Annotated in this window: 11 protein-coding genes and 2 rRNA genes; 6 read left to right on the forward strand and 7 right to left on the reverse strand. The window is 68.8% G+C overall.

Features of this window, described 5'->3' with window-relative positions:
- Window positions 1–3 precede the first annotated feature (3 nt).
- The gene (locus tag QHF84_RS30030; RefSeq protein WP_281316892.1) at window positions 4–942 is read right to left on the reverse strand and encodes a DUF72 domain-containing protein; all 939 of its coding nucleotides are present in this window, start codon (window positions 940–942) and stop codon (window positions 4–6) included.
- 75 nt (window positions 943–1,017) lie between these two features.
- Between QHF84_RS30030 and tssI (QHF84_RS30035) the strand changes: the two genes are divergently transcribed.
- Genes tssI (QHF84_RS30035) through QHF84_RS30060 form a run of 6 tightly spaced genes read left to right on the forward strand, consistent with a single transcriptional unit; the run spans window position 1,018 to window position 14,782 of the window.
- Complete coding sequence (tssI, locus tag QHF84_RS30035) at window positions 1,018–3,225, forward strand: type VI secretion system tip protein TssI/VgrG (protein ID WP_281316893.1); 2,208 nt, start codon at window positions 1,018–1,020, stop codon at window positions 3,223–3,225.
- Window positions 3,222–5,363 carry a type VI secretion system tip protein TssI/VgrG gene (tssI, locus tag QHF84_RS30040; RefSeq protein ID WP_281316894.1) on the forward strand — a complete coding sequence of 714 codons (2,142 nt, stop codon included), beginning with the start codon at window positions 3,222–3,224 and terminating at the stop codon, window positions 5,361–5,363. The genes tssI (QHF84_RS30035) and tssI (QHF84_RS30040) overlap by 4 nt, the downstream gene beginning before the upstream one ends.
- The gene (locus QHF84_RS30045) at window positions 5,356–5,841 is read left to right on the forward strand and encodes a hypothetical protein (RefSeq protein ID WP_281316895.1); all 486 of its coding nucleotides are present in this window, start codon (window positions 5,356–5,358) and stop codon (window positions 5,839–5,841) included. Before tssI (QHF84_RS30040) ends, QHF84_RS30045 begins: the two co-directional genes overlap by 8 nt.
- Window positions 5,838–8,378 (forward strand): type VI secretion system tip protein TssI/VgrG, encoded by a 2,541-nt coding sequence (gene tssI / locus QHF84_RS30050; RefSeq protein ID WP_281316896.1) that lies wholly within the window; start codon window positions 5,838–5,840, stop codon window positions 8,376–8,378. Before QHF84_RS30045 ends, tssI (QHF84_RS30050) begins: the two co-directional genes overlap by 4 nt.
- Window positions 8,375–10,759, forward strand: coding sequence for a hypothetical protein (locus tag QHF84_RS30055; protein ID WP_281316897.1), 2,385 nt, complete (start codon window positions 8,375–8,377; stop codon window positions 10,757–10,759). Before tssI (QHF84_RS30050) ends, QHF84_RS30055 begins: the two co-directional genes overlap by 4 nt.
- A 3-nt stretch (window positions 10,760–10,762) precedes the next feature.
- Complete coding sequence (locus QHF84_RS30060; protein ID WP_281316898.1) at window positions 10,763–14,782, forward strand: DUF6531 domain-containing protein; 4,020 nt, start codon at window positions 10,763–10,765, stop codon at window positions 14,780–14,782.
- Between the two features lie 9 nt (window positions 14,783–14,791).
- On the opposite strand, the gene QHF84_RS30065 is transcribed toward QHF84_RS30060, so the two are convergent.
- From QHF84_RS30065 to QHF84_RS30090, 6 genes are all read right to left on the reverse strand, one after another.
- On the reverse strand, window positions 14,792–15,910 hold the full coding sequence (locus QHF84_RS30065) for a hypothetical protein (RefSeq protein WP_281316899.1): 1,119 nt from the start codon (window positions 15,908–15,910) through the stop codon (window positions 14,792–14,794).
- Window positions 15,903–16,919, reverse strand: coding sequence for a DUF2169 domain-containing protein (locus QHF84_RS30070; protein ID WP_281316900.1), 1,017 nt, complete (start codon window positions 16,917–16,919; stop codon window positions 15,903–15,905). The genes QHF84_RS30065 and QHF84_RS30070 overlap by 8 nt, the downstream gene beginning before the upstream one ends.
- 52 nt (window positions 16,920–16,971) lie before the next feature.
- The gene (locus QHF84_RS30075) at window positions 16,972–17,730 is read right to left on the reverse strand and encodes a peptidylprolyl isomerase (RefSeq protein WP_281316901.1); all 759 of its coding nucleotides are present in this window, start codon (window positions 17,728–17,730) and stop codon (window positions 16,972–16,974) included.
- Window positions 17,731–17,784: 54 nt separating this feature from the next.
- Window positions 17,785–19,470: a DUF885 domain-containing protein gene (locus tag QHF84_RS30080; protein ID WP_281316902.1), complete on the reverse strand. Its 1,686-nt coding sequence runs from the start codon at window positions 19,468–19,470 to the stop codon at window positions 17,785–17,787.
- A 69-nt stretch (window positions 19,471–19,539) separates the two neighbouring features.
- Window positions 19,540–19,656: ribosomal RNA gene (rrf, locus tag QHF84_RS30085) — 5S ribosomal RNA — on the reverse strand.
- A 128-nt stretch (window positions 19,657–19,784) separates the two neighbouring features.
- A 23S ribosomal RNA gene (locus QHF84_RS30090) occupies window positions 19,785–19,907 on the reverse strand; the annotation flags it as partial.

The following is a 19,907-nucleotide window of genomic DNA, read 5'->3' on the forward strand; positions in this document are numbered from 1 at the left end:
CGATCACGCGGCGAGGGGCGCCCGCGGCTCGGCGATGCGGGCGCCCGCCCTCCGCAGCATCTCCGTCAGATCCACCGCGCTCCGCACCGACCAGTCTCGATAACAGTTGTTCATGATGACGTGGACCTCCCGCGTTTGTCGGGACATCCCCACGATCTTCGGCACCCAGCTCGCGAGCTCGGCCTTCTCGTATTCGTAGGCGAAGCGCTCGGCGGCGCTTTCCGACTTCTTCTCCCACGTCTCGACGTTGCGGCCGTGGAAACGCACGAGCGCGACGTCGGCCGTCGCCTCCGCGACGGGCGGGACCGACGAGGCGAAGCCTTGGGGTTCGTCCACGCACGTATACACGAGCCCTTGCTCCCGGAGAAACGCGAGCGTCTCGTCCCTGTGCCGCTCGCCGAGCCAGCCGGCGTTGCGGAACTCGATCGCGAGGCGATGCCCGCGGAAAAGCGCGCGCGTACGCTCGAGGCGCCGGAGCGAGGCGGACGAGAACGTGAACCACACCGGATACTGGAACAGCACGAGCCCGAGCTTGCCGCTCGCCTGGAGAGGCCGGAGGGCCGAGACGAACCGCTCGGCGAGCTCGTCCAGGAATGCGTCGCCGAGGTCCTGCGGATAGATCCGTGTTTTCTCGCGGACCTCCCGCGGCAGCGCGTCGCGCATGTCCTTCGGCAGCCCGCGCGGCGCGATGTAATGCTCGCTGAGCGGCGCCACGACCTTCACGTCCATCGTGAACCCCTCGGGCGTGCGCTCGCTCCAGAGCTCGGCGTTTCTCTCGGCGAGCAAGGCGTAATGCGTGCTGTCGACCTCGACGATCGGGAACGACGACGCGTAATACCGCAGCCTGGCCTCGGCCGTCCGGACGCCGGGAGGATAAAAGCCCGACGACAGCAGCGTCGGCTCGGTCCACGCGGAAATGCCGATCTTCACGAGCGCAGGCATGCGAGGGAGCCTGCACGACCCGAGCCAGCACCGCGACGCTTGTGGTCGTACGCACGGTCCTGTAGATTCGGCCTCGTGACGACCCAGGACGTCGCCTTCGCCTGCGAGCCGCTCGGCGAGAACGTGGTCCTCTCGCTCCACGGGCGCGAAATCATGGACGACCTCTCGTCGTTCGAGATGGACGTGGCTGTAGCGGGCGAGGTCGATCCGGAGTCGCTCGTCCGCGCCCCGTGCGTCCTCGTGCTCTCCGATCCCGAGGAGGGCACGGCGCGCGCGATCCAGCTCGTGGTGACGGAGGTGGCCGAGGAGGTGCGCCGGGGCCGCGATCGTGTGCTCTCGCTCCGCCTCGCGGATCCCCTCGCGCCGCTCGCGCTCCGGGCGGGGTATCGGGTTTTTCAGGACAAGACCTCCGAAGAGATCGTCACGGAGGTCCTCGCGGGCGCGGGCGTCCCGCGGGATGCGATCGTGGCGAGGCTCTCGGGCGAATACCCGCTGTATCCGCTTTGCACGCAGCATGGCGAGACCGAGTGGGATTTCGTGTGCCGCTTGCTCGCGCGCGAGGGCATCTCGTTCTGGACCGAGACGGCCGAGGACGGCGCGTGGCGCGTGCTCTTCGGCGACGGAACGGCCTCGCACGACGGAATCGACGGCGATCCGCGCCTCCCCTTCGCCGGGCCGGGTTCCACACGCGCGAGGGGCGTGCGCGCGCTCCTCTCGCTTTCGTGGGAGGCGGGCTTGTCCCACGATCGGGTGTTCGTCCGCGATTTCGACGTGGATCACCCGGACATCTACCTCGACGGCGAGGCGGGCGACGGCGCGCTCGAATGGCTGGAGTATCCGGCTTGTGTACCCGACGCGCGCGCAGCCGCGGCGCGGGCGAAGCGCAGGCTCGAACAGCTCCGCCGCGACGAGGTGAAGGTCGAGGCGACGAGCGATTGCATGCGCCTTCGCCCCGGCCGGCTGGTCGAGGTCGCGGGCGGCGGCGTGGACGTCTTTGATCAACGATTCCTCGTCTCGGAGGTGCGCCACGAGTTCGACCGGCCGCTCCCGGGCGGTGGAAAAGGGTCGCCTTATCACAACCAGGTCGTCCTCCGGCCCACGCTGGGCGATCGTGGTGAGGAGCGCCCGCCGCATAGGCCTGCGATCCGGAAAGAGCCACGCATTCACCACGTCGAGAGCGCGGTCGTCACGGGCCCGCCCGGCGAGGAGGTGCACACGGATCCGCTCGGGCGGGTCAAAATCAGGTTTCTCTGGGATCGCTCGGGCATCACGGACGATCGGTCGTCCTCCTGGATCCGCACGATGCAATGGCCGCTCGGGGGCGCGATGATGATCCCGCGCGTGGGCTTCGAGGTGGCGGTCTCGTTCCTCGATGGCCTCGCCGATCGGCCCTTCGTGCTCGGCCGCCTCTACAATGCAACCGCGGTGCATCCGTACGTCCTGCCCTCGGCGCGCGCCGTCACGGCCTTGCAATCGTGGACGAGCCCCGGGGACGGCACGACGCAGGAGATCCGATTCGGCGACGACGCGGGCGCGGAGGCGTTTTTCGTGCACGCGAGCCGCGACCTCGGCGTGCGCGTGGGCGGCGATTTCACGCAGACGACGGACGGCGACGAGGCGCACGTGGTCGGCCTCGGCCTCGCGGCGCACGTGGGCGGCGCGGAGGACGTGACGATCGGCGGGAATCAGCGCGTGGACGTTGGGAAGCCCATTCACATCGCCGTGGATGGCGCGAATGCCGAATCGATGGCGACCGAGATCGTCGCGGTGACGGGGAACCGCGTGGTCCTCTGCGGCGGGGGATACGAGGAGTCCGTCGGCGGCGCGTACGTGCTGCAATGCAACCAGTCGAACACGAAAACGACAGGAACGTTCACGCGTATCGTGGGCGGCTCGAAGCTCGTCTCGGCGGGGCTCTCGGTGACGGAGAGCGTGGCGGGCGCGCGGACATACGTTTGTCGCGGCGCGCGTGTGGTCACCTGCGCCGGGGCGTATTCGGAGTCGGTGCAGGGCGGCAAGCGCAGCGCGGCGGGCGCGGTGACGGAGAGCGCCGCGGCGGATCATGGGATCGCGGCGCCCACCGGCAAACTCGCGTCGGGGCAGGTCGAGCTGCGGGCGGGCGGAACGTTCAGCATTGCGGCGCCGCAGATCACGATCGACGTCTCGGGCTCGCTCACGGCCGGGGCCCTGGAAATCGCGGGCGGCGCGCTCCGCGCGAAGAGCGGCACGACGACGATCGAGGGAATGGTCAAGCGGGACCAGGGCGGGGAGGTGGGCGGATGAACCAGCGCTCGTGGATCGAGCTCGGCGTGAAGGGGGTCTCCTTCGAGTTCGTCGCCCATTCGTGCAACATCGACGAGCGGATGGGAATGCCGTTCGTCGCGCACGTCCATTGCGACATCTTCGAGCGTGGCAAGCCCGTCTCCGCGGTCGACCTCGATCTCCTCGGAGAGCGCGCGTGGCTCGTCCTCGGCGTCGGCGAGCATGCGCGGCGCTTCGAGGGGATCGTCGATCGGGTCGAGGACCACGAGGGGCATGACGTGCTCGTCCTCGTTCATCGCGTGGCGGAGGCGGCCGATGGCCGCGGGTACTGGGGCGCCCCCGGGCCCATGAACGCCGTAGGGATCGCACGCTTCTTTTTCGAGATGCACGGATTTCGTGTCGAGAACCGCGCACGGCGCACGCCGCCCCCGCGGGCGCACCGGCTCCAATCGTTCGAGAGTGCTCTCTCGTTCGTCACGCGGGTCCTCGCGGAAGAGGGTTTGTCTTGGTATCCCGCGACGGGCGAACGTGATGCCGTGCGTATCGCGGACGAGCCGGGCACGTTCGACGACGACGGGCTCGTCCTGCGATATCACGAGGACGCGGGGCTCGAAGGAGGCCCTTCCCTCCGCGCCGCGCGGCTCGTGCGGCGCGCGACGAGCGACGTGGCGCTCGTGCGGGGCTACGATTTCGAGCGGCCGGAGCTCGATATCGCGGGGGAAAGCGGCGAAGGCTCGCTCGAATGGTACGAGCTTTCCCGCGACGCGCGTTCGCCCGCGGAAGCAAGCGAGCTCGCGGCGATCCGGCTCGGCGAGCGTCGTCGAGAGGCGACCGTGCTGCACGGTGAAGCCACGACGCCCCTCGTCGCGGCCGGCTCGATCGTGACCGTGGAGGGATCACCCATCGCCGCGCAAAATGGGCGATTCCTCGTGCTCTCGGTGACTCACATGGCGAGCCTGACTCCCGAGGGGGAGGGCCTCGTGCATCGTGCGCTTTTCCATGCGGTCCCGGCCTCCTCGACCTATCGGCCCGCCCGCGCGCGTACATCTCCGCGCGGGGGCGTGAGCACGGCGCGCGTGACGGGCCCGCCTGGCCAGGAGATCGCGGTGGATGCGCACGGACGCACCTCGCTCGTTCTGCGCTGGGATGCTTTCTCCGGGCCGGCGCGCGTCGTCGAGCCGGCCCTCGCGGGCGCGGCCTTCCACCCGCGTGTCGGTTGGGAGCAGGTCGTCGCATTCGCGGACGATGCGTGCGAGGTGCCCCTCGTGCTCGGTCGCCTCTACAATGGCGCCGATCCGCCGCCCCTCGTTTTACCCGCGCAGAAAGTGGAGACGCACCTCGGGACGAAGACCACGCCGGCCGGCGAGCGGGGCCATTTCATTCGCATCAGCGACGCCGCGGGAACGGAACAACTTTCGATTCAGTCGTCCGGCGATTACCAGGAACTCACGGAAAACGACAAGGTCTCGGTGGTGCAGGGTGATCTCGAGCGCGTGGTGGGCGGGTCGCGGGAGCTGTTCGTCAAAGAAAACCTGAGCACGGCCGTGGACGGGGCGCATTCGCTCTCGGTGGGCGCCGAGCGCGCCGTCACGACGGACGCGGATCACGCCGTGTGGGCGAGCGCGGAGAGCATCTCGGTGGGCGGGGCGCGCCTCTTTTCGATCGGCGGCGATTCCGTGACGAAAACGCCTCGGCTCGTGCGTATCGTGGGCGGGGCGAAGACCGAGGCGCCGCTCGAACACCAGAGCGTGCACACGGAAGGCGCCGGGACGCTCGTCGTCGGCGGGTCGATGAACACGACCGCCGGGATTTCCGAGGCGATCGCGGTGGGCGGGGCGGCCGTCGTGAAGGTCAGCGGCCCGATGACGGTGACGGCGAACGGGTATGGGCTCGACGTGCTCGGCGTGTATGCGGAGAGCTACGCGTCGCGCACCGTGAAGGCGGGCGGCAACGTGGCCGAGTCGTTCGGGACGCTCATGCACGCGGTGAAAGGCAATGCGACGATCGCGGGAGCCGAAGTCGCGATCGAGGCCAAGGCGCGGCTCGTCCTCAAAGCGGGCGGAATGACGATCCAGATGACCCCGGGCACGATCGAGATCCAGGGCGATTTCCAGGGCTCGGTCGCGAGCGTCGAGGGAGGCGTGTCTCGTTATGGCTGAAGGAAAAAGCGCGCGGCGCGGGCGTAGCAGGACGAGCCTCCTGCTCGGCCCGGGGCTGCATCCCGGCCGCATCGAAATGGCCATGGCAGCCTCCGCGGACGGTGACGAGCGCGTGTATCGCGTCCGCCTCGCCTCGGGCCGCCATCTCACGGCGCGCCTCGACGGGGCCGTCGCGCCCGATTTTGCCGAGGAATGCTTGCGGGGCGGGCGCACGGTCGTGCTCGTGGACGGGCCGGACGGGCCCCGGATCGCGGGCGCGCTCCAGGTCGCGAGCGCGATCGAAAAAGACGAACGGGGCACGCTCGCGCTCGAAGCAAAGCACCTCCGCGTCCGCGCCGATCAATCGATCGTGCTCGAAGTCCCGGGCGGTTCCCTCGCATTCGAGCCGGGCGGCGCGCTGCGCCTCGAAGGGGACAAACTCGTCATCGACATGGCCGCGCTCGTCCGCATTTTCGCGGCGCGGGTGGAGCTTCCGTGACCCGCGTCTCCGTCGCGCTCCCCGGGGATCCGCCGCTCCGCCTCGTGCGTATAAAGGGCAACGAGCGCCTCGGCGAAATCGGGCGGTACGATCTCGATTTCTCGGGTCCCCCCTCCCGCGTCGTGCTCCCCTCGCACGTGCTGCGCGGGGCATGCGTGCTGCGATTCGAGACCGCGGCAGGGGAGCGGCGATTCGCGGGGATCGTGACGCAGTTCGTCCTCGTCGCGACGGATCACGGGCATGAGCGCATCTATCGCGCCACCGTGCGCCCGCGCCTCGCCTTGCTGGAGCTGCGACGTTTTCCGCGGGTGATCCGGGACCGCAGCGCGCCCGAGATCATCGCCGATCTCGCGCGCGCCGTGGGATACGAGCGGATCGAGGTGCGGCTCGCGGAGACGTATCCACCGCTTCCTTGGTCGATTCCGTACGACGAGACGGACGCGACGTTCGTCCGGCGCCTCTGCGAAGAGCACGGGCTTTCCTTTCGGTTCGAGGAGAACGACGGCGCCGAGGTGCTCGTGATCGAGGACGACTCCACGCGCGCCGGCGACGCGTATCCCGAGCCCATCGCGATCGTCACGCGGACGACGGCGAGCGAGCCACGGCCATTCGTCACACCCGTCATGGCCGCGCGGCAGCGTCGCCCGGGGAGGGTGACCTTGCGTGATTACGATCCGGAACGGCCGGAGCTGCAACTCGAAGGCGTGACCACGGCCGGTTCGAGCTTCGAGCAGGAGGTCGAAATCTACGAGGCGCCGGGCGGGTTCCGCTCGAACGAGGCCGGGGAGCGGGCCGCGCGACGCAGGCTCGAATCCCTGCGCGCGGATACCTCGACGCTCGCGCTGCGGACGAACGCGCTCGCGCTCACGCCCGGCCGCGCGGCCACGCTCGTCGAATCGGATCGCTCGTTCGGCCGCGCGCGTATCGCGGGCGCGTGGTTCGTCGTCGCGACCACGATCACGTGGAGCGCCGCCGAACCCGTGCTCGAAGCCACGGTGGAGGCCATTCCGAAGGACATCCCATTCCGATTGCCACGTGTCACGCCGAAACCACGCATCGACGGCGTGCAATCCGCGATCGTCACGGGCGAGCCTGGCCAGGAAATCGATACGGACGCGCTCGGCCGCGTGCACCTCGCATTCCACTGGGACGTGCGAGGCCCGAAAGATCATCGGAACCGCGTTCCCGTACGCGTGACGCAGCCCGAGGCGCCCGCGGGGTTCGTCCTGCCACGCGTGGGCTGGGAGGTCTTCGTCGCTTTCGAGGACGGCGATCCCGAGCGCCCGATCGTGCTCGGGCGCTCGTACAATGGAAAGCAGCTCCCGCCGCTGCCGCTGCCCGCGAACAAGACGGCAAGCGTGATCGCGACCGATAGCTCTCCGGGCGCTGCCGCGCGCACCACGATCCAGCTCGACGACGCCGCGGGCCGACAGCACATGCTTTTCTCCGCGCCGTTTGGCCGGGACGACCATGTGTATGGCGATTCCCGAACGGAGACGCGCAAAAACGAGAATGCCGAAGTCCTTGGCAGCGTGACGTCTTCGATCGGCGCGGACGAGACCGTGAGCGTGCATCTCGGGTGGGCTGCGTCGTACGGGTCACGCACGGTGACGGTCGGCGCGACGCAAAAACAAACCGCGGGCGGGAGCTTCGTCACGCAGGTCAAAGGGACGGAGGCCGTCTCCGTGGGCGGAATGCTCGCCGAGCAGGTGGGCAGTCCCGTGAAGGGCGCCGCGAATCTGCTCTTTTCCACGGCGCTCGCAGGCGTGGGCTCGCGCGGGACGGCCGGCGCGATCGTGGCGGCGGGGCTCGGCGTGGGTCGTGGCGCGATCGAGGGGTTTTCCGCGGGCGGCGAGAAAGGCGCGGCGGCGGCGGCCGGAATGGGTTTGGCGGGGCTCGCCGCCTCGATGGTGCCGGGCGGCGAGGCGATCCTCGCGAGCGTGACCGGCTCGTCGAAGCCGATGCCCTGGGATCACGGCCGTCCGCCCGAAGGCGAGGTCGCGGCGGGCGGAGGCGCGGCGGGCGTGAGCGGGCCGAGCGGCAAAGAAGGCCCGGGGCCGGGGCACCGGGCGACGCTCGTCGAGGGGCCCTATTCGGAGATGGTCGGCGGCGTGTATGCCGTGCTGACACCAGGCGCCGTCTCGTGGGTGACGCTCGGCCCCTCGACGATGCTCGTGAATGGCAGCCACACGACGGAGACGACCAAGGCCGGCATGCAGGTGGCAGGAGCCATGAACGAGACGCTCGGGTCGCTTTTGATCACGAGCTCGAAAAACATCGCCCGCAAGGTGAAGGGCCTCGTGCAGAGCGACGTGAGCGGCGCGCGCGAGGTGAGCGCCGGCGGTGAATATCGCATGACGGGGCAAGCGTCGCTCTCGCTCTCGGTCGGGGGCGGCTTGACGCTCTCGGGCGGGACCGTGACCTTCAAATGCGGCGGGGCCGAGATCTCGGCATCCGGCGGTGGGGTCACGATCAAGGCGCCGACCATTCGAATCACGGGACAATCGCGCGAAGCGGGGAAATTGACGCACAAGTGACGCTCTCGGTCGTTGGCCTCGGTCTTTGCTCTCCGGCGGGCGCGCTCGCCCAGGACCACGTGTTTTTCCCGCGGGCAAACGCGCCGCCGCCCGTGCCCGCGCCGTTCGTGCTCGCGAATGGACGGCCTTTCCAGGTCGACTACGCGCGGTTCGTCCCGCCAGACCTCGGCCTCCCCGACCGGCTCGTCGCGCTCGCGCGCGTTGCGCTCGAAGAGGCCCGGCCCGCACCGGGGCTCCCCCTCTTCCTCTGCCTGCCGGCTCCGTGCGAGGGCCTTTCGAAGGCTGCGCTCGACGACGTGGCCGCGCGAATCGCCGCGCTCACGAATGCCTCGCGCGTGGAGAGGTTCACGGGCGCAGCCGGCGCGTTCGGCGCGCTCACGCGGATCGAGGCGCACGCAATGCAGGCTGCGGTGCTCGTCGGCGTGGACTCATTTTTCCACGTGGATCGGGTGACGTCTCTCATCGAGCGGCCCCCTGGGCCCTTCGAGCCTGCGCGGCTTCGTCCCGCGGAGGGCGCGGGGGCGCTCGTCGTGATCCAGGACGGGAAAACGGGCCCCTTTGGCACGATCCTCGAGAGCCGGACGGCCATGGGCCGGGGCACGGACGACGACGACGAACCCGTGGATGCCGCAGCGTTGACGGAGCTTCTCGGAAGCCTCCCGGGGAGCGCTCCCATTCGAGCCGTGTTCGGGCAGGGACGCGTGGACGTGCTGCGTTCGCGGGAATGGGAATGGAGCGCGGCCCGGCAAGCTTCGATGTTCCACCCGGAGGCCTTCGGCGCCTGCCTCGAAGCCGAAATCGGGCAGGTCGGCGCGGCGGCCGGGGTGATGGCCCTCGCGCATGCGTTCGCCATGGTGCACCACGGGGTTTGTCCGCCCGGCGCCCCCGTCCTCGCCTGGGCCATTTCACGCGACGGCACGCGAGGGCTCGCGCTCGGCGTCGGAGCCGAATCGGCGCCAGCGAATACGCTTCGGCCGCTCGAGGAGCGCGTTCGCCCGCGGCCCCAGGCGCTCCAAGGAGTTTATCTAGACAAACTTCAATCGCTAGGCGTCCACGATCCGGAGCCCGACGAGGTGCCGTTCGATCCCGACGCGGTGCTCGCCCCGGCAAACGACATCGTTCCCCTCGAACGACCATTGCCGAACCCGATCACGGAGGAACCGATCGTGCGGCTCGATCGCGAGCGGCTTCGCCCCGTGTCGCTGCCAGGGTTTTACGCCGAGGTCGTGTCTCACTGCGCGGAGGCGCTCGCGATGCTGGCCAAAGCGCGTGAGCGCTCCCCGCGGCGGGCCGCGCCCGAGATCGAGCGCCGCTTGCTTTGCCATATCGACGCGATCCATGCCTCCGGCAGAATGGCGCTCGGCCATCTCGTCACCTCCTTCCGCGAGCACCAAGACGACCCGTGGCATACGTTCGGCGCAACCCTCGTGGCCATGGGCGCAGACGCGTTCCACCTCGTTTCGTGGATGATCGATGCGCTTCCCGAAAACGCCGCGGAGCACGCGCGGCTCGTCGCCGAGGCGCTTGCCCTGTCCGAGGATCCGGCGCGCTCCGCGCTCGGGCGAGCCCTCCCTTCCTCGCGACCCATTGCCCGCGCCATCGAGCTTTCGCTCCTCGCAGCCCGCGGGGAGCTCACCGACGACGAGGTCCAGCGCTCCTTGTCGGACGCGTCTCCACTCGTGCGCGCGGCGGCCCTCGACGCCTGCGCCGTGCGGCCCGCGGCCTCGCAACGAACGTTCGTCCCGGCGCTGCGGAGCGCGCTCGTCGTCGAGGATCGAGTGAATACATTTCGTGCGGCCCGACAGCTCGCGATCCTCGGCGACGTCGAGGCGAGGCGCGCGTTCGAGGATCCCGCGGTCGCCGCACGCCTCGGCCCACTCGTGGGCGAGCTTTACGTGCTCGCAGGTCGTCCCGAGGATGCCAAGGCGGCGGAGACCTTTTTCACGAGACAAACCGCGACCCCCGCTTTGCTCTCCGCGGCGGGGCGATGGGGCTCGCCTGCGGTCTTGCCGCGCTTGCTCCAATGCCTCGCAGACGAGGATCTCTCGTTCGCCGCGGCGGATGCGCTCGTCGTCATGCTCGGGCCGTCGCTGCCGCCCGAGGAGATGCGCGACGCGGGGACGTGGCGGCGCGTGATTGCATCGATGCGGCTCGATCCTTCCGCACGTCTTCGCCGAGGTCTCCCCTGTTCGCCGACCGTCGTGGCCGATGAATGCGCGTCGGGGGATCTCACGCGTGCGGACCTCGCCCGGCGCGTGGACGAGTTGCGGGCCCGCCTCGGGCGCCCCGATCCCGTGCCTGTCTGGGGTTATGCGGCCGACGTGGAGGCGAGCCTCGCCCCGCTCCTCCGGGCTGCGCGCGATACGAAAGGAAAGGCGTAGGCCATGGCGTCGATCGGTGGAAAAAAGATCGCGACGACGGGCAGCGGGCATTTTTGCCCCGGGCCAACGCCGGCCATGAGCCTCGTCCCGCCGACCCCGCCGGCGGGCCCCGTCACGGCGCCCTTCGCGTACATGTCGCATTCGTCGACGGCGCAGAAGGTCTCGAATCACTTGCTCGTCGCGTATCGGCCCGTCCTCACGCAGGGCAGCGTGATGTCGATTCACGCGCCGGGCAATCTGCCGGGCCAGCCCACCGGCGGCGACGTCGTCACGCACATGACGTCAGCGTACAGCGAGCTCTTTTTCGCCGAGCAGCACACGGTGCTCGCGGGCGGAAAACCGGTCTCCTGCACGGGCGACATGGCGCGCATGAACGTGCCCTATCAGGGGTCGTTCATCGCGCAGGCCATAGGACGGCTCATCACGATGGACAACGTGCACTGGGCCCGAAACGTGGCCGCGTTCGCCGCTGGCGCGCAGGTCATCCTCGACCCGGTCTCCGTCGTGTCCGGCGCCGTCGTGGATTCGGATGTCGACGTCTCGCTCCCGGGGCCCATTGCGATCACATGGACGAGGGCTTACGACAGCACACGCGCATCCGAGCACGGGCCGCTCGGCCACGGCGGGTGGACGCACGCGTACGACCAGTGGATCGAGGTCGAGGGCGAGGAGCTACGGTTCCGGGACGAGGACGGTTCCACGCTGGTCCTGCAAAACGTATCGGCTGGAAAAACGATCGTGCATCGGCGCAAGCGGATCGAGATCCGGCTCGATACGCGCGGCGGCGGAGCCTCGGTGGTCTCCCTCGCGACGGGCATTCGTCGGCTGTTCCGACCGCAGGGAGGCGCGCGGGCACGGCTCGTGGAGATCACGAATCCCGCAGGCCAGCGAATCCGGCTCGACTACGATGGCGAGAGGCTCGTGCGGCTCGTGGACACGGCCGGCAGGCTCGTCCGGCTCACGCACGACGCAAGCGGCCACATCATGCGTATCGCCGTCTTCGCGTCCGCCGACGAGCGTGCTCCGCTCCAGACCATCTCGTTCGGCTACGATGCGGGCGGCGAGCTCGTCCGCGTGACGGATCCACTCGGGAACGACGTCACGTACGGCTACGACGAACGCCGGCGGCTCGTGAAAAAGACGCTGCCGACGGGTCTGTCGTTCCATTACGTTTACGATCCGGAGACCAGCCGATGCGTCCGGGCCTTCGGCGACGGGGGCATTCACGCGGGCGACATCACGTACGACGAGCAGCAGGGGACGACGAGGCTTTCGGGCACGCTCTCGCCGCGGGTGTTCACGTGGCGGCCGAAGGACGGTGCGCTGCTCGGGATCACGACGAACGACGGTTCGGCCGCGCGGACGTGGGAGATCGACGACGACGGGCTCGTCGTCGCGGAGAAGGATGCCGCCGGGAACACGAGCCGCTTCGAATACGATCCGCGGGGCAATCTGGTGAAAATCACGGATGCGCTCGGTCGCGTGACGGAGCTCGTGCACGTGGACGATCGCGTGGTGCGGCGCGTGGCGGGCGAGCGCGTGACGGAGTATGGGTACGATACGCGCGGGCAGCTCACCGCGGTGAAATACCCAGGCGGCGTGTGGCTCGCGCTCGATTATGACGAGCACGGACGGCTCGTGAGGATCGCGGATGCGGCGGGGATCCGAGCGCGGTTCGTCTGGGATGATCGGCACCAATGCATCGAGGAGCACCTCGCGGGTGGGCTCGTGCGAAGGTGGCAATACGACGGGCTCGGACGACCCATCGCTTGCGTGGACTCCTATGGCAATACGACGCGGCGCGAACTCGACGCGCTCGGGCGCGTGCTCGTGCACGAGAACCCGGACGGGACGCGCGTGCACTTCGAGTACGACGCGCTCGGGCGCAGGACGCGCCGTATCGACGAGCTCGGCCGCGTGGCGACGTTCCGATACGCGGGCATGGGCTCGGTGATCGAGATCCGGAACGAGGACAGAAACACCTGGGCCGTGAGCCACGACTTGCTCGAACGGCCCCAGCGAATCCAGAACCCGAAGGCCGAGTTTTACGATTTCCGTTACGATCGTCTGGGCCGGGTCACGGAGATGCGTACGTTCGACGGGCGGATCCTCCGCGCTGCGTATGGTCGAAATGGCCTCGTCTCGCGCCTGTCGATGCCGGACGGCACGTGGCGCGTATACCGATACGACGAGCTCGACGAGCTCGTCGAGGAGGACACGCCGCACGGCGCTGGCAGGGTCGTGCGGGACGAGGGCGCGCGCAAGGTGACGTACGAGCTCGAGGATCCGGCCGGAAGAGTTTCGGTCGAGTTGTGCGGGGACGAGGCCTTGCGGATCGTGTCGGCGACGCAGAGCGCCGGGACGATCCGGTACGAATACGACGCCTGCAATCGCCGAACGGCCGTGCATCTGCCGAGCGGCAAGGTCACGCGTTACGTGTACGACGAGGCGGGGCACGTGGCGGCGATCGAGCACGGCGGCGAGCGCGTGGAGTTCGCGCGGGACGGGGCGGGAGCCATGATCGGCTTTCGATTCGCGCGGTCCGGCGTCGAGGCGAGGTTCGCCTTCGACACGCGCGGGCGCATCACGCAAGAATGGGCAGGCAAGGACGGCCGCGCGCTCGTGTCGCGCGTGTATACGTGGGATGCCGCGTCGACGCTCGTGGGCAAGCGGGATGCGCGCTGGGGCGAGGTGCGCTATCGGCACGACGAGGTCGGGCAGCTCGTCGAGGCGGGGGAAGAGCGATTCGAATACGACGCCGCCGGCTCGGTCGAGCCCGCGGGCGCCGGCTGGGACGTGGGTCGGGGCAACGTGCTGCGGAGGACCTCGAACGCCGCATACACGTATGACGAGGCGAACCGGCGCATCCGCAAGAAGCGGCTCGACACGGGCGAGACGACCGAATACTTCTGGGATTGTCGGGGCAACCTGCGTGAGGTCGCGCGTGGCGACGGGACGCGGATCCTGATGACGTACGATCTTTTCGGCCGGCGCGTGAAAAAAGAGGTCGTCGAGCCCATGCGCCCGGTTTCGCGCGAGGAGCTCCCTCCCCTGCCCTCGCGCCGCACCGTGGAATATCTCTGGGACGGGGACCTCCTGCTCGCCGAAATCGACTCCGAGCGGGGCGAACGTACGCTCGTGTATCATCCGGACACGATGGTGCCGCTACTCCAGGGCGAAGGCGACGTCGTGTACGGGGTACTCGCCGACCACGTCGGGGCGGTAACGGAACTCGTCGACGGCGCGGGCGGGCTCGTTTTCTCGGCATCCTATTCGGCGTGGGGGGCGTTCGCGCGAAGTGAAGCCAAGACAGGGCCCTCGGGGCGGCCGGTGGCTCCGCTTTTGCGTAGGCTCGGGCATCACCACGACGAGGACGTGGGCCTCTCCTACGTACGGTATCGCTGGTTCGATCCGGACGTGATGCGCTTTTTGAGCCCCGATCCGCTGGGGCTCGAGGGCGGGGCGAACCTCTTCGCGTGGAATGGGAGCCCGGTGATGCACGTGGATCCGCTCGGGCTCGCGTGTGTTCTGCTCGGAAACCCCGCGGTCGACAAATTCATCGCGGAATGCATGACGGGCGGGCGGCGCGACAACGGCTCGTATCAGGTTTACGTGCACGGGACCGTGGACGCGGTCCACGTGCAACACGCGGATGGTACGTGGAGCCAGGTTTCACCGCTCGATCTCGGGCAACGCCTGGTCATCGCGGGCAACTGGGACAGGAACGTGCCCCTCGCGCTCTTCTCCTGCAACACCGGACGCAGGCCCGACGCCGTCGCGGCGCAGCTCGCCTCGCAATACAAGGTGAACGTCTTCGCGCCGAGTGAGCTCGTCTGGGGGCCCGGGAAGCACATCGCCCCGCCCATCGGGGTTCAGGATTCGAGCCGGATGGTCCCACAGCCGGGCATCGCCTATTACCCGGATACGTCGCGCCCCGGGAAATGGAATTGCTGGGCCGCCGGAGGATACCCAAAGCTCGACAACCATTACCCCGATGTTCCGCCCCGCTCGCCGCCTCCCTGAACGCGCTTCCTACCGGCCCGCGCGAATGCGCGCCCCCGCCTCGATCGAGAGGCGCTCCCACGTCACGCGCTCCGCCGGCGCTGCTGCGAAACGCGCCTGCCACGCGGCGTCCTCGGTCCGCTTCGCCTCCGGCGAGAACCCATACCGCGCGATGATCCGGAGCGCGCCCGGCGGATCGAGCCAGATCTCGGCGCACATGTGAGCGTAGGCCTCGATCGAGAGGCGCGTCGCGGGCGCGCTCGGGGTTGGCTTGACGAACGGGAGCACGGCGGAGAGGTTGATCGGGAGCGCGAGCGAGGTCTCGGCGAGCGCGCTCGGCGCCGGCCGTGGCGCCGGAGTGGCGACGGGCGGTTTGTCCGCCGGGAAAGGCAATACGGGTTTGGCCGAGGGGAACGCCGGCGCCGTGTCGCCGAGCGGGCGCGGGGGCGCAGGCAGCTCGGGCCCGAACGGCAACACCCGAGGGTTCACCTTGAACGTCAGCGCCGTCTGCGCGAGCGCCTTGGCCGCGAAGGGTAATGCCGGCTTGTAGAGGTGCACGGCCGGCCTGGTCTCGCCGAGCGAGGGAGGCGCGGGGCCTTTCAGCGGTCTCGGCGGGACAGCTTCCGGCGCGGCAACCGTCGGCTTTTTCGCAAACGGCAAAACTGGTTTGTCGATGTGGAACGCCATGCTCGTCTCGCCGAGGCCCTTCGGCGCCGGACGAAGCGAGCGCGGAGGGAATGCCGGCGGCGGCGCGTCCGCCGGGGGCGTGGCGAAAGGCAAGGCCGGGCGATCGACGACGAAGCCGAGCGAAGTCGCCGCGAGGGGTGCCTTCTTCGGCGCCGACGCATCGGGGGGCGCCTGGACGGGGAGAGCCGGGCCGATCTGCACATCGGGGATGTCGCCGATCGGCCGGGCGAGCACTGCGAGCGCGTCCTTTTGCAGCGCGCGATCCGCCGCCATGCGCGTCTGCCACAAGCCGAGCAAATGGAAGATGTCGCCTTCGGCGAGGCCTCGATCGGCGAGGAACGCGAGAGGATCGGGCGCCTCGGAAAACGCGCCGAAGAAGGCGAAGAAGGCGCGCATGTCGGTGTCGAGCGGGGGGAGCGCTCGCACGACGTCCTGCGCGTGGTTCGGGGCCTCGTCACGCATCGGCCCGCACCTCGATCGCGCGAAGCACGCGCCTCGCTCGGCCGGCCGCGAAGGCGACACGGCCCGCGACCTCCAGGCGGCGCTCGGCCGGCAAGACGATCACCGTGTCGATCGGGACGGGTCGCTCCTCGCGCTCGCCGCCGTCGAAGCGCGCATGCACGCGCGTAGCGAGCCGGGGAAGCTCGAGCGCGAGCGGCGCGAGCGACATGCCGAGGACGCGGATCGGATCCCCGGGCGCGAGCCTCTCGTCGAATCGGAGCGATGGATGCGCGACGCAGGCGAAGCGCGGGTCGTGATCCGCGGGCAGCATCGGCATGCGTGTCTTCTGCCAGAACGATCCGCACGTGCCGACGAGCTCGCGGCGCGGCGACCAGTGCGGCGGGATCGCGCCGTATCCCATGGGCGGATGCCGATCCGAAGTGGACGCATGAGGCCGCTCGGGATGCTCGATCTGCGGCGCGCGCTTGCCGACGAGATCGGAGGCGCGACGCGCGACGCCGACGCCCGCTGGGTTCGCGAGCTCGACGACCGCGAGATCCTCGGAGGCGCCGCCATACGCGTTCTCGTAGACGATGGGCACGCGCTCGAACGGCGCCGCAGGGCCGATGGCGACGCCGAGCACGCCGTCGTAGTACACGCGCGGCCCGTGCACGCGCAGCGGCGCGAGGTGCTTGTTCACCTGCACCACGACATCCATCACCTTCACGGGCCGCGGCGCGACCGCGTCGCCCACGACGACGACGTCCGTGCCCGGCTTTTCGAGGCTGATGTCACTCGGGAAAAGCAGGCTCGATCGCGGATCGTCGGGATCACGCGCAACGTCGCTCGTGCGCACCGGGCTCGGATCGTCGGCAGGTCGGAGCTCGCCGCGATCGGTGACGACGAAGGTGGCCTTCACGATCGTGACGACCACGTCGCGCCCCTCGCGATCGAGGAGAGGCACGGGCAACGCGGGATATCGGGTCTCGTTGACGAAGCTCATCGCGAGGGCCCAAAGGCCATCGTACATGAGCACGTCGCTCTCCCGGCGCCGACTTTACGGTCGAGAGAAGGCCGCCGTGTCAGGGGACGATCTTCGCTTCTTTGATCACGTCGAGCTTGGGGAAGTTCGCGTCGAGGTAGCCATAACCTTCACGCTGGATCTTGCTCGCGTTCGGCCCCTTGCCCTTCGGCGCGAGCTCGCCGTAGCCCTTGTAGAACGAGTCGACGACCTTCATCCCCTCGACGACCTGGCCAAACGGCGCAAAGCCCTGCGTATCGAGCCGCGCTTGCTTGTCGACGTAGCTGATGAAGATCTGCGTCGTGCGCGTGTCCTTGCCCGCGTGCGCGAACGTGACGAAGCCGCGGCGGTTGCTCTTCACCACGGGATCGTCGGGGAAATACGCGCGGTACCAGGCGCCGTTCACCGCAGGCTCGGGGTGGATGCCGAACTGGACCATGAAGTCGTCGATCGCGCGGTGGAAGCGGACGCCGTCGTAAAAGCCGAGTTTTACGAGGTTGTAGAAACGGTCGGCTCCGTTCGGCGCCCAGGCACGCGTCACCTGCACGACGAAGTCGCCCTTCGTCGTGGAGAACTTCACCTTGAAGACGTCAGGCGCCTTCTCGATCGCCTTTTCCGGATGAAAGAGGGGATCGTTGCCGTCGCGGCCGCCCGCCGTGGGCGCGGAGGCCGCGGGCGCTGCCGAGGGAGCAGCGGACGCCGTGCTCGCGGCGGTGGCGGAAGGAGAGGCGTGCGGCGCAGGGGCCTCGTCCCGGGAGCAAGCGGCGAGGACGACGATGCTCGCGGCGAGGGAAAGGCGGCCGAGGAGGGACCGGCTCATGAGGGCTAGCTTAACGAAAGCCCCGCGGCGCCGTCACGCACGCCGAAACGAGGCTCAGGAGAGAAGGAGCTCGCGCAGCGCACCGAGGCCGACGGAGCCCACTCCGAGAAGGTCGACATGGAACGCTTTGAGGTCGAACGAGCTGCCGCGGCGCGCGCGGAGATCGTCGCGCAGGCCGAGGATCTCGCGCTCTCCGACCTTGTAGGCGATCGCCTGTCCAGGCCAGCCGAGGTAACGCGTCATCTCGGATGCGGCGTGGTCCGGCGGGGTCCGTCCGACGCGCGTGAGCATCTCGACGCCATAGGCGTAATCGATCGGCGCGCCGGGCCGGAACGGCGCGTCCGAAGGCGCGTGCAGGCCGAGATGCGCGCCGATGTCGAGCACGACGCGGCAAGCGCGCATCATCTGGCAGACGAGCAGACCAAGGACGTACTCCGGCTTGCTCAGAAAGCCGAGCTCGTCCATGAGCCGCTCGGCGTAGAGCGCCCAGCCTTCGGCATACCCGGTCTGGTAATCGCTCATGACCACGCGATGCAGTCGCGAGAGCCGGTGTTGAAACGAGACCTGCATGCTGAGCTGGAGGTGATGCCCGGGGAATCCCTCGTGATAAGCCCTGCTGAGCTCCATGTAGAGCGGGATCTGCTCGCGCTCGCCCGGGGAGTACCAGATGGTGCCGGGCCTGGAGAAATCATCGGAAGGCGGCATGTAATAGGCGCCGATCGTGCTGCCGGGCGGCGCGAGCTTCACGTCGACCCGGCGCGCGGGGGTCGGGATGTCGAAGTGCACGCCGGCAAGCGCCTCGACGGCGCGCGTCTGCCACTCGGCGACGATACGAACGAGGTCTTCAGGGCTCCGAGCACACCGAGCCGGATCCGTCTCGAGCAAGCGGATGACCTCGTCAACCGAGGCGCCGGGCTGGATCTGCGCGGCGACCTCGCGCATGCGCGCGTCGATCTCTCGGATCTGGGCGAAGCCCCAGGCAAACGTCTCGCGGAGATCGATCGAGATTCCGAGGAAGTTGCGCGCTCTGCGCGCGTACACCTCCTCGCCGACGCCGTCCTCGGCGCGGGCGGCCGGACGGTAGATCTTTTCGATCCACTCGGTCAGCTCGCCATAAGCACGGCGCGCATGCTCGATCCCGCGCTCGAGCGGTCCGGCGAGGGCAGGATCGAATGCGCTGCTCTTCGCGAACGCCGGTGCAAGCGTACGGAAAAAGGAGCCCTCGCCCGCGTGCACGCGTCCCTGCGCGAGAGCGGCGTCGACCTGGCGCACGGCCGCGGTCTTGCCCCGGCGAAGACCCTCCTCGAGGGCTCCGCGATACGACGACGTCGCGCGCTCGAGCGTCGACAGACGCGTGATCATGTTCTCCCAGCCGGCGCGCGAGCTCGTGTCCATGACATCGAGCACCATGCGGATGTGCTGAAAAGGAGAGGCGATGTTGTTCAGGTCGACCAGGTGATCGCCCTGAACGATGCGGTCGAGCTCGACGTCCAGGAAGTCGCGCATGACCCGCGCGGCGATCCGGTCCTCGATCCGCTCGGGCGCGGGCAGCCCGTCGAGCTTCCTGCGATAACTCGACAGGAGCTCCGCCGTGGACTCCGCGCCCTCGGGCCCGAAATCGTCCCAGTCGTGGTCATGTCCACGAACGCCCCAGAACGTGGCCGAGGTAGGACGACGCGCGGCGACGTCTTCGAGCAGCGCGTCGCTGAGAGCGAACAGGGGACCAGAGCCGTTGTTCATGGCGAATGAAGATTGAAATGATGGAAAAGAAAAAGCCTGCAAGCGAAAGCTTGCAGGCTTTAGAAAAAGACCCGGCGGCGTCCTACTCTCCCACTGAGTCGCCCCAGCAGTACCATCGGCTCCAAGGAGCTTAACTTCCGAGTTCGGGATGGGATCGGGTGTGGCCTCCTCGATATCACCACCGGAAAATTTGGGTGTCCACGAAGGCCCCGTGGCGTTGGGGTTGTCTTCATGGTCGCGTCCTATCGCAGCTCCGAGCTGCGCGGATTCGTCACCCGAACTCCGCGCGCGAGCTTCAATGTTGCCTTAGAGGTATGGTCAAGCCGCACGACCGATTAGTACCGGTTAGCTCCGCGGATTGCTCCGCTTCCACACCCGGCCTATCAACCTCGTAGTCTACGAGGGGTCTTTAGGAGCCTTGCGGCTCGGGACACCTA

Origin of the sequence: Polyangium sp. y55x31 (assembly GCF_029946505.1) — a bacterium.
In the GTDB taxonomy this organism is placed as follows: Bacteria; Myxococcota_A; Polyangia; order Polyangiales; family Polyangiaceae; genus Polyangium.

Excerpts from the sequence above, each read along its gene's own strand:
- QHF84_RS30080 (WP_281316902.1), bottom strand. The coding sequence starts at position 19,470 with ATGAACAACGGCTCTGGTCCCCTGTTCGCTCTCAGCGACGCGCTGCTC.
- tssI (WP_281316894.1), top strand. The coding sequence starts at position 3,222 with ATGAACCAGCGCTCGTGGATCGAGCTCGGCGTGAAGGGGGTCTCCTTC.
- QHF84_RS30045 (WP_281316895.1), top strand. The coding sequence starts at position 5,356 with ATGGCTGAAGGAAAAAGCGCGCGGCGCGGGCGTAGCAGGACGAGCCTC.
- QHF84_RS30065 (WP_281316899.1), bottom strand. The coding sequence starts at position 15,910 with ATGCGTGACGAGGCCCCGAACCACGCGCAGGACGTCGTGCGAGCGCTC.
- QHF84_RS30075 (WP_281316901.1), bottom strand. The coding sequence starts at position 17,730 with ATGAGCCGGTCCCTCCTCGGCCGCCTTTCCCTCGCCGCGAGCATCGTC.
- QHF84_RS30070 (WP_281316900.1), bottom strand. The coding sequence starts at position 16,919 with ATGTACGATGGCCTTTGGGCCCTCGCGATGAGCTTCGTCAACGAGACC.
- QHF84_RS30060 (WP_281316898.1), top strand. The coding sequence starts at position 10,763 with ATGGCGTCGATCGGTGGAAAAAAGATCGCGACGACGGGCAGCGGGCAT.
- QHF84_RS30030 (WP_281316892.1), bottom strand. The coding sequence starts at position 942 with ATGCCTGCGCTCGTGAAGATCGGCATTTCCGCGTGGACCGAGCCGACG.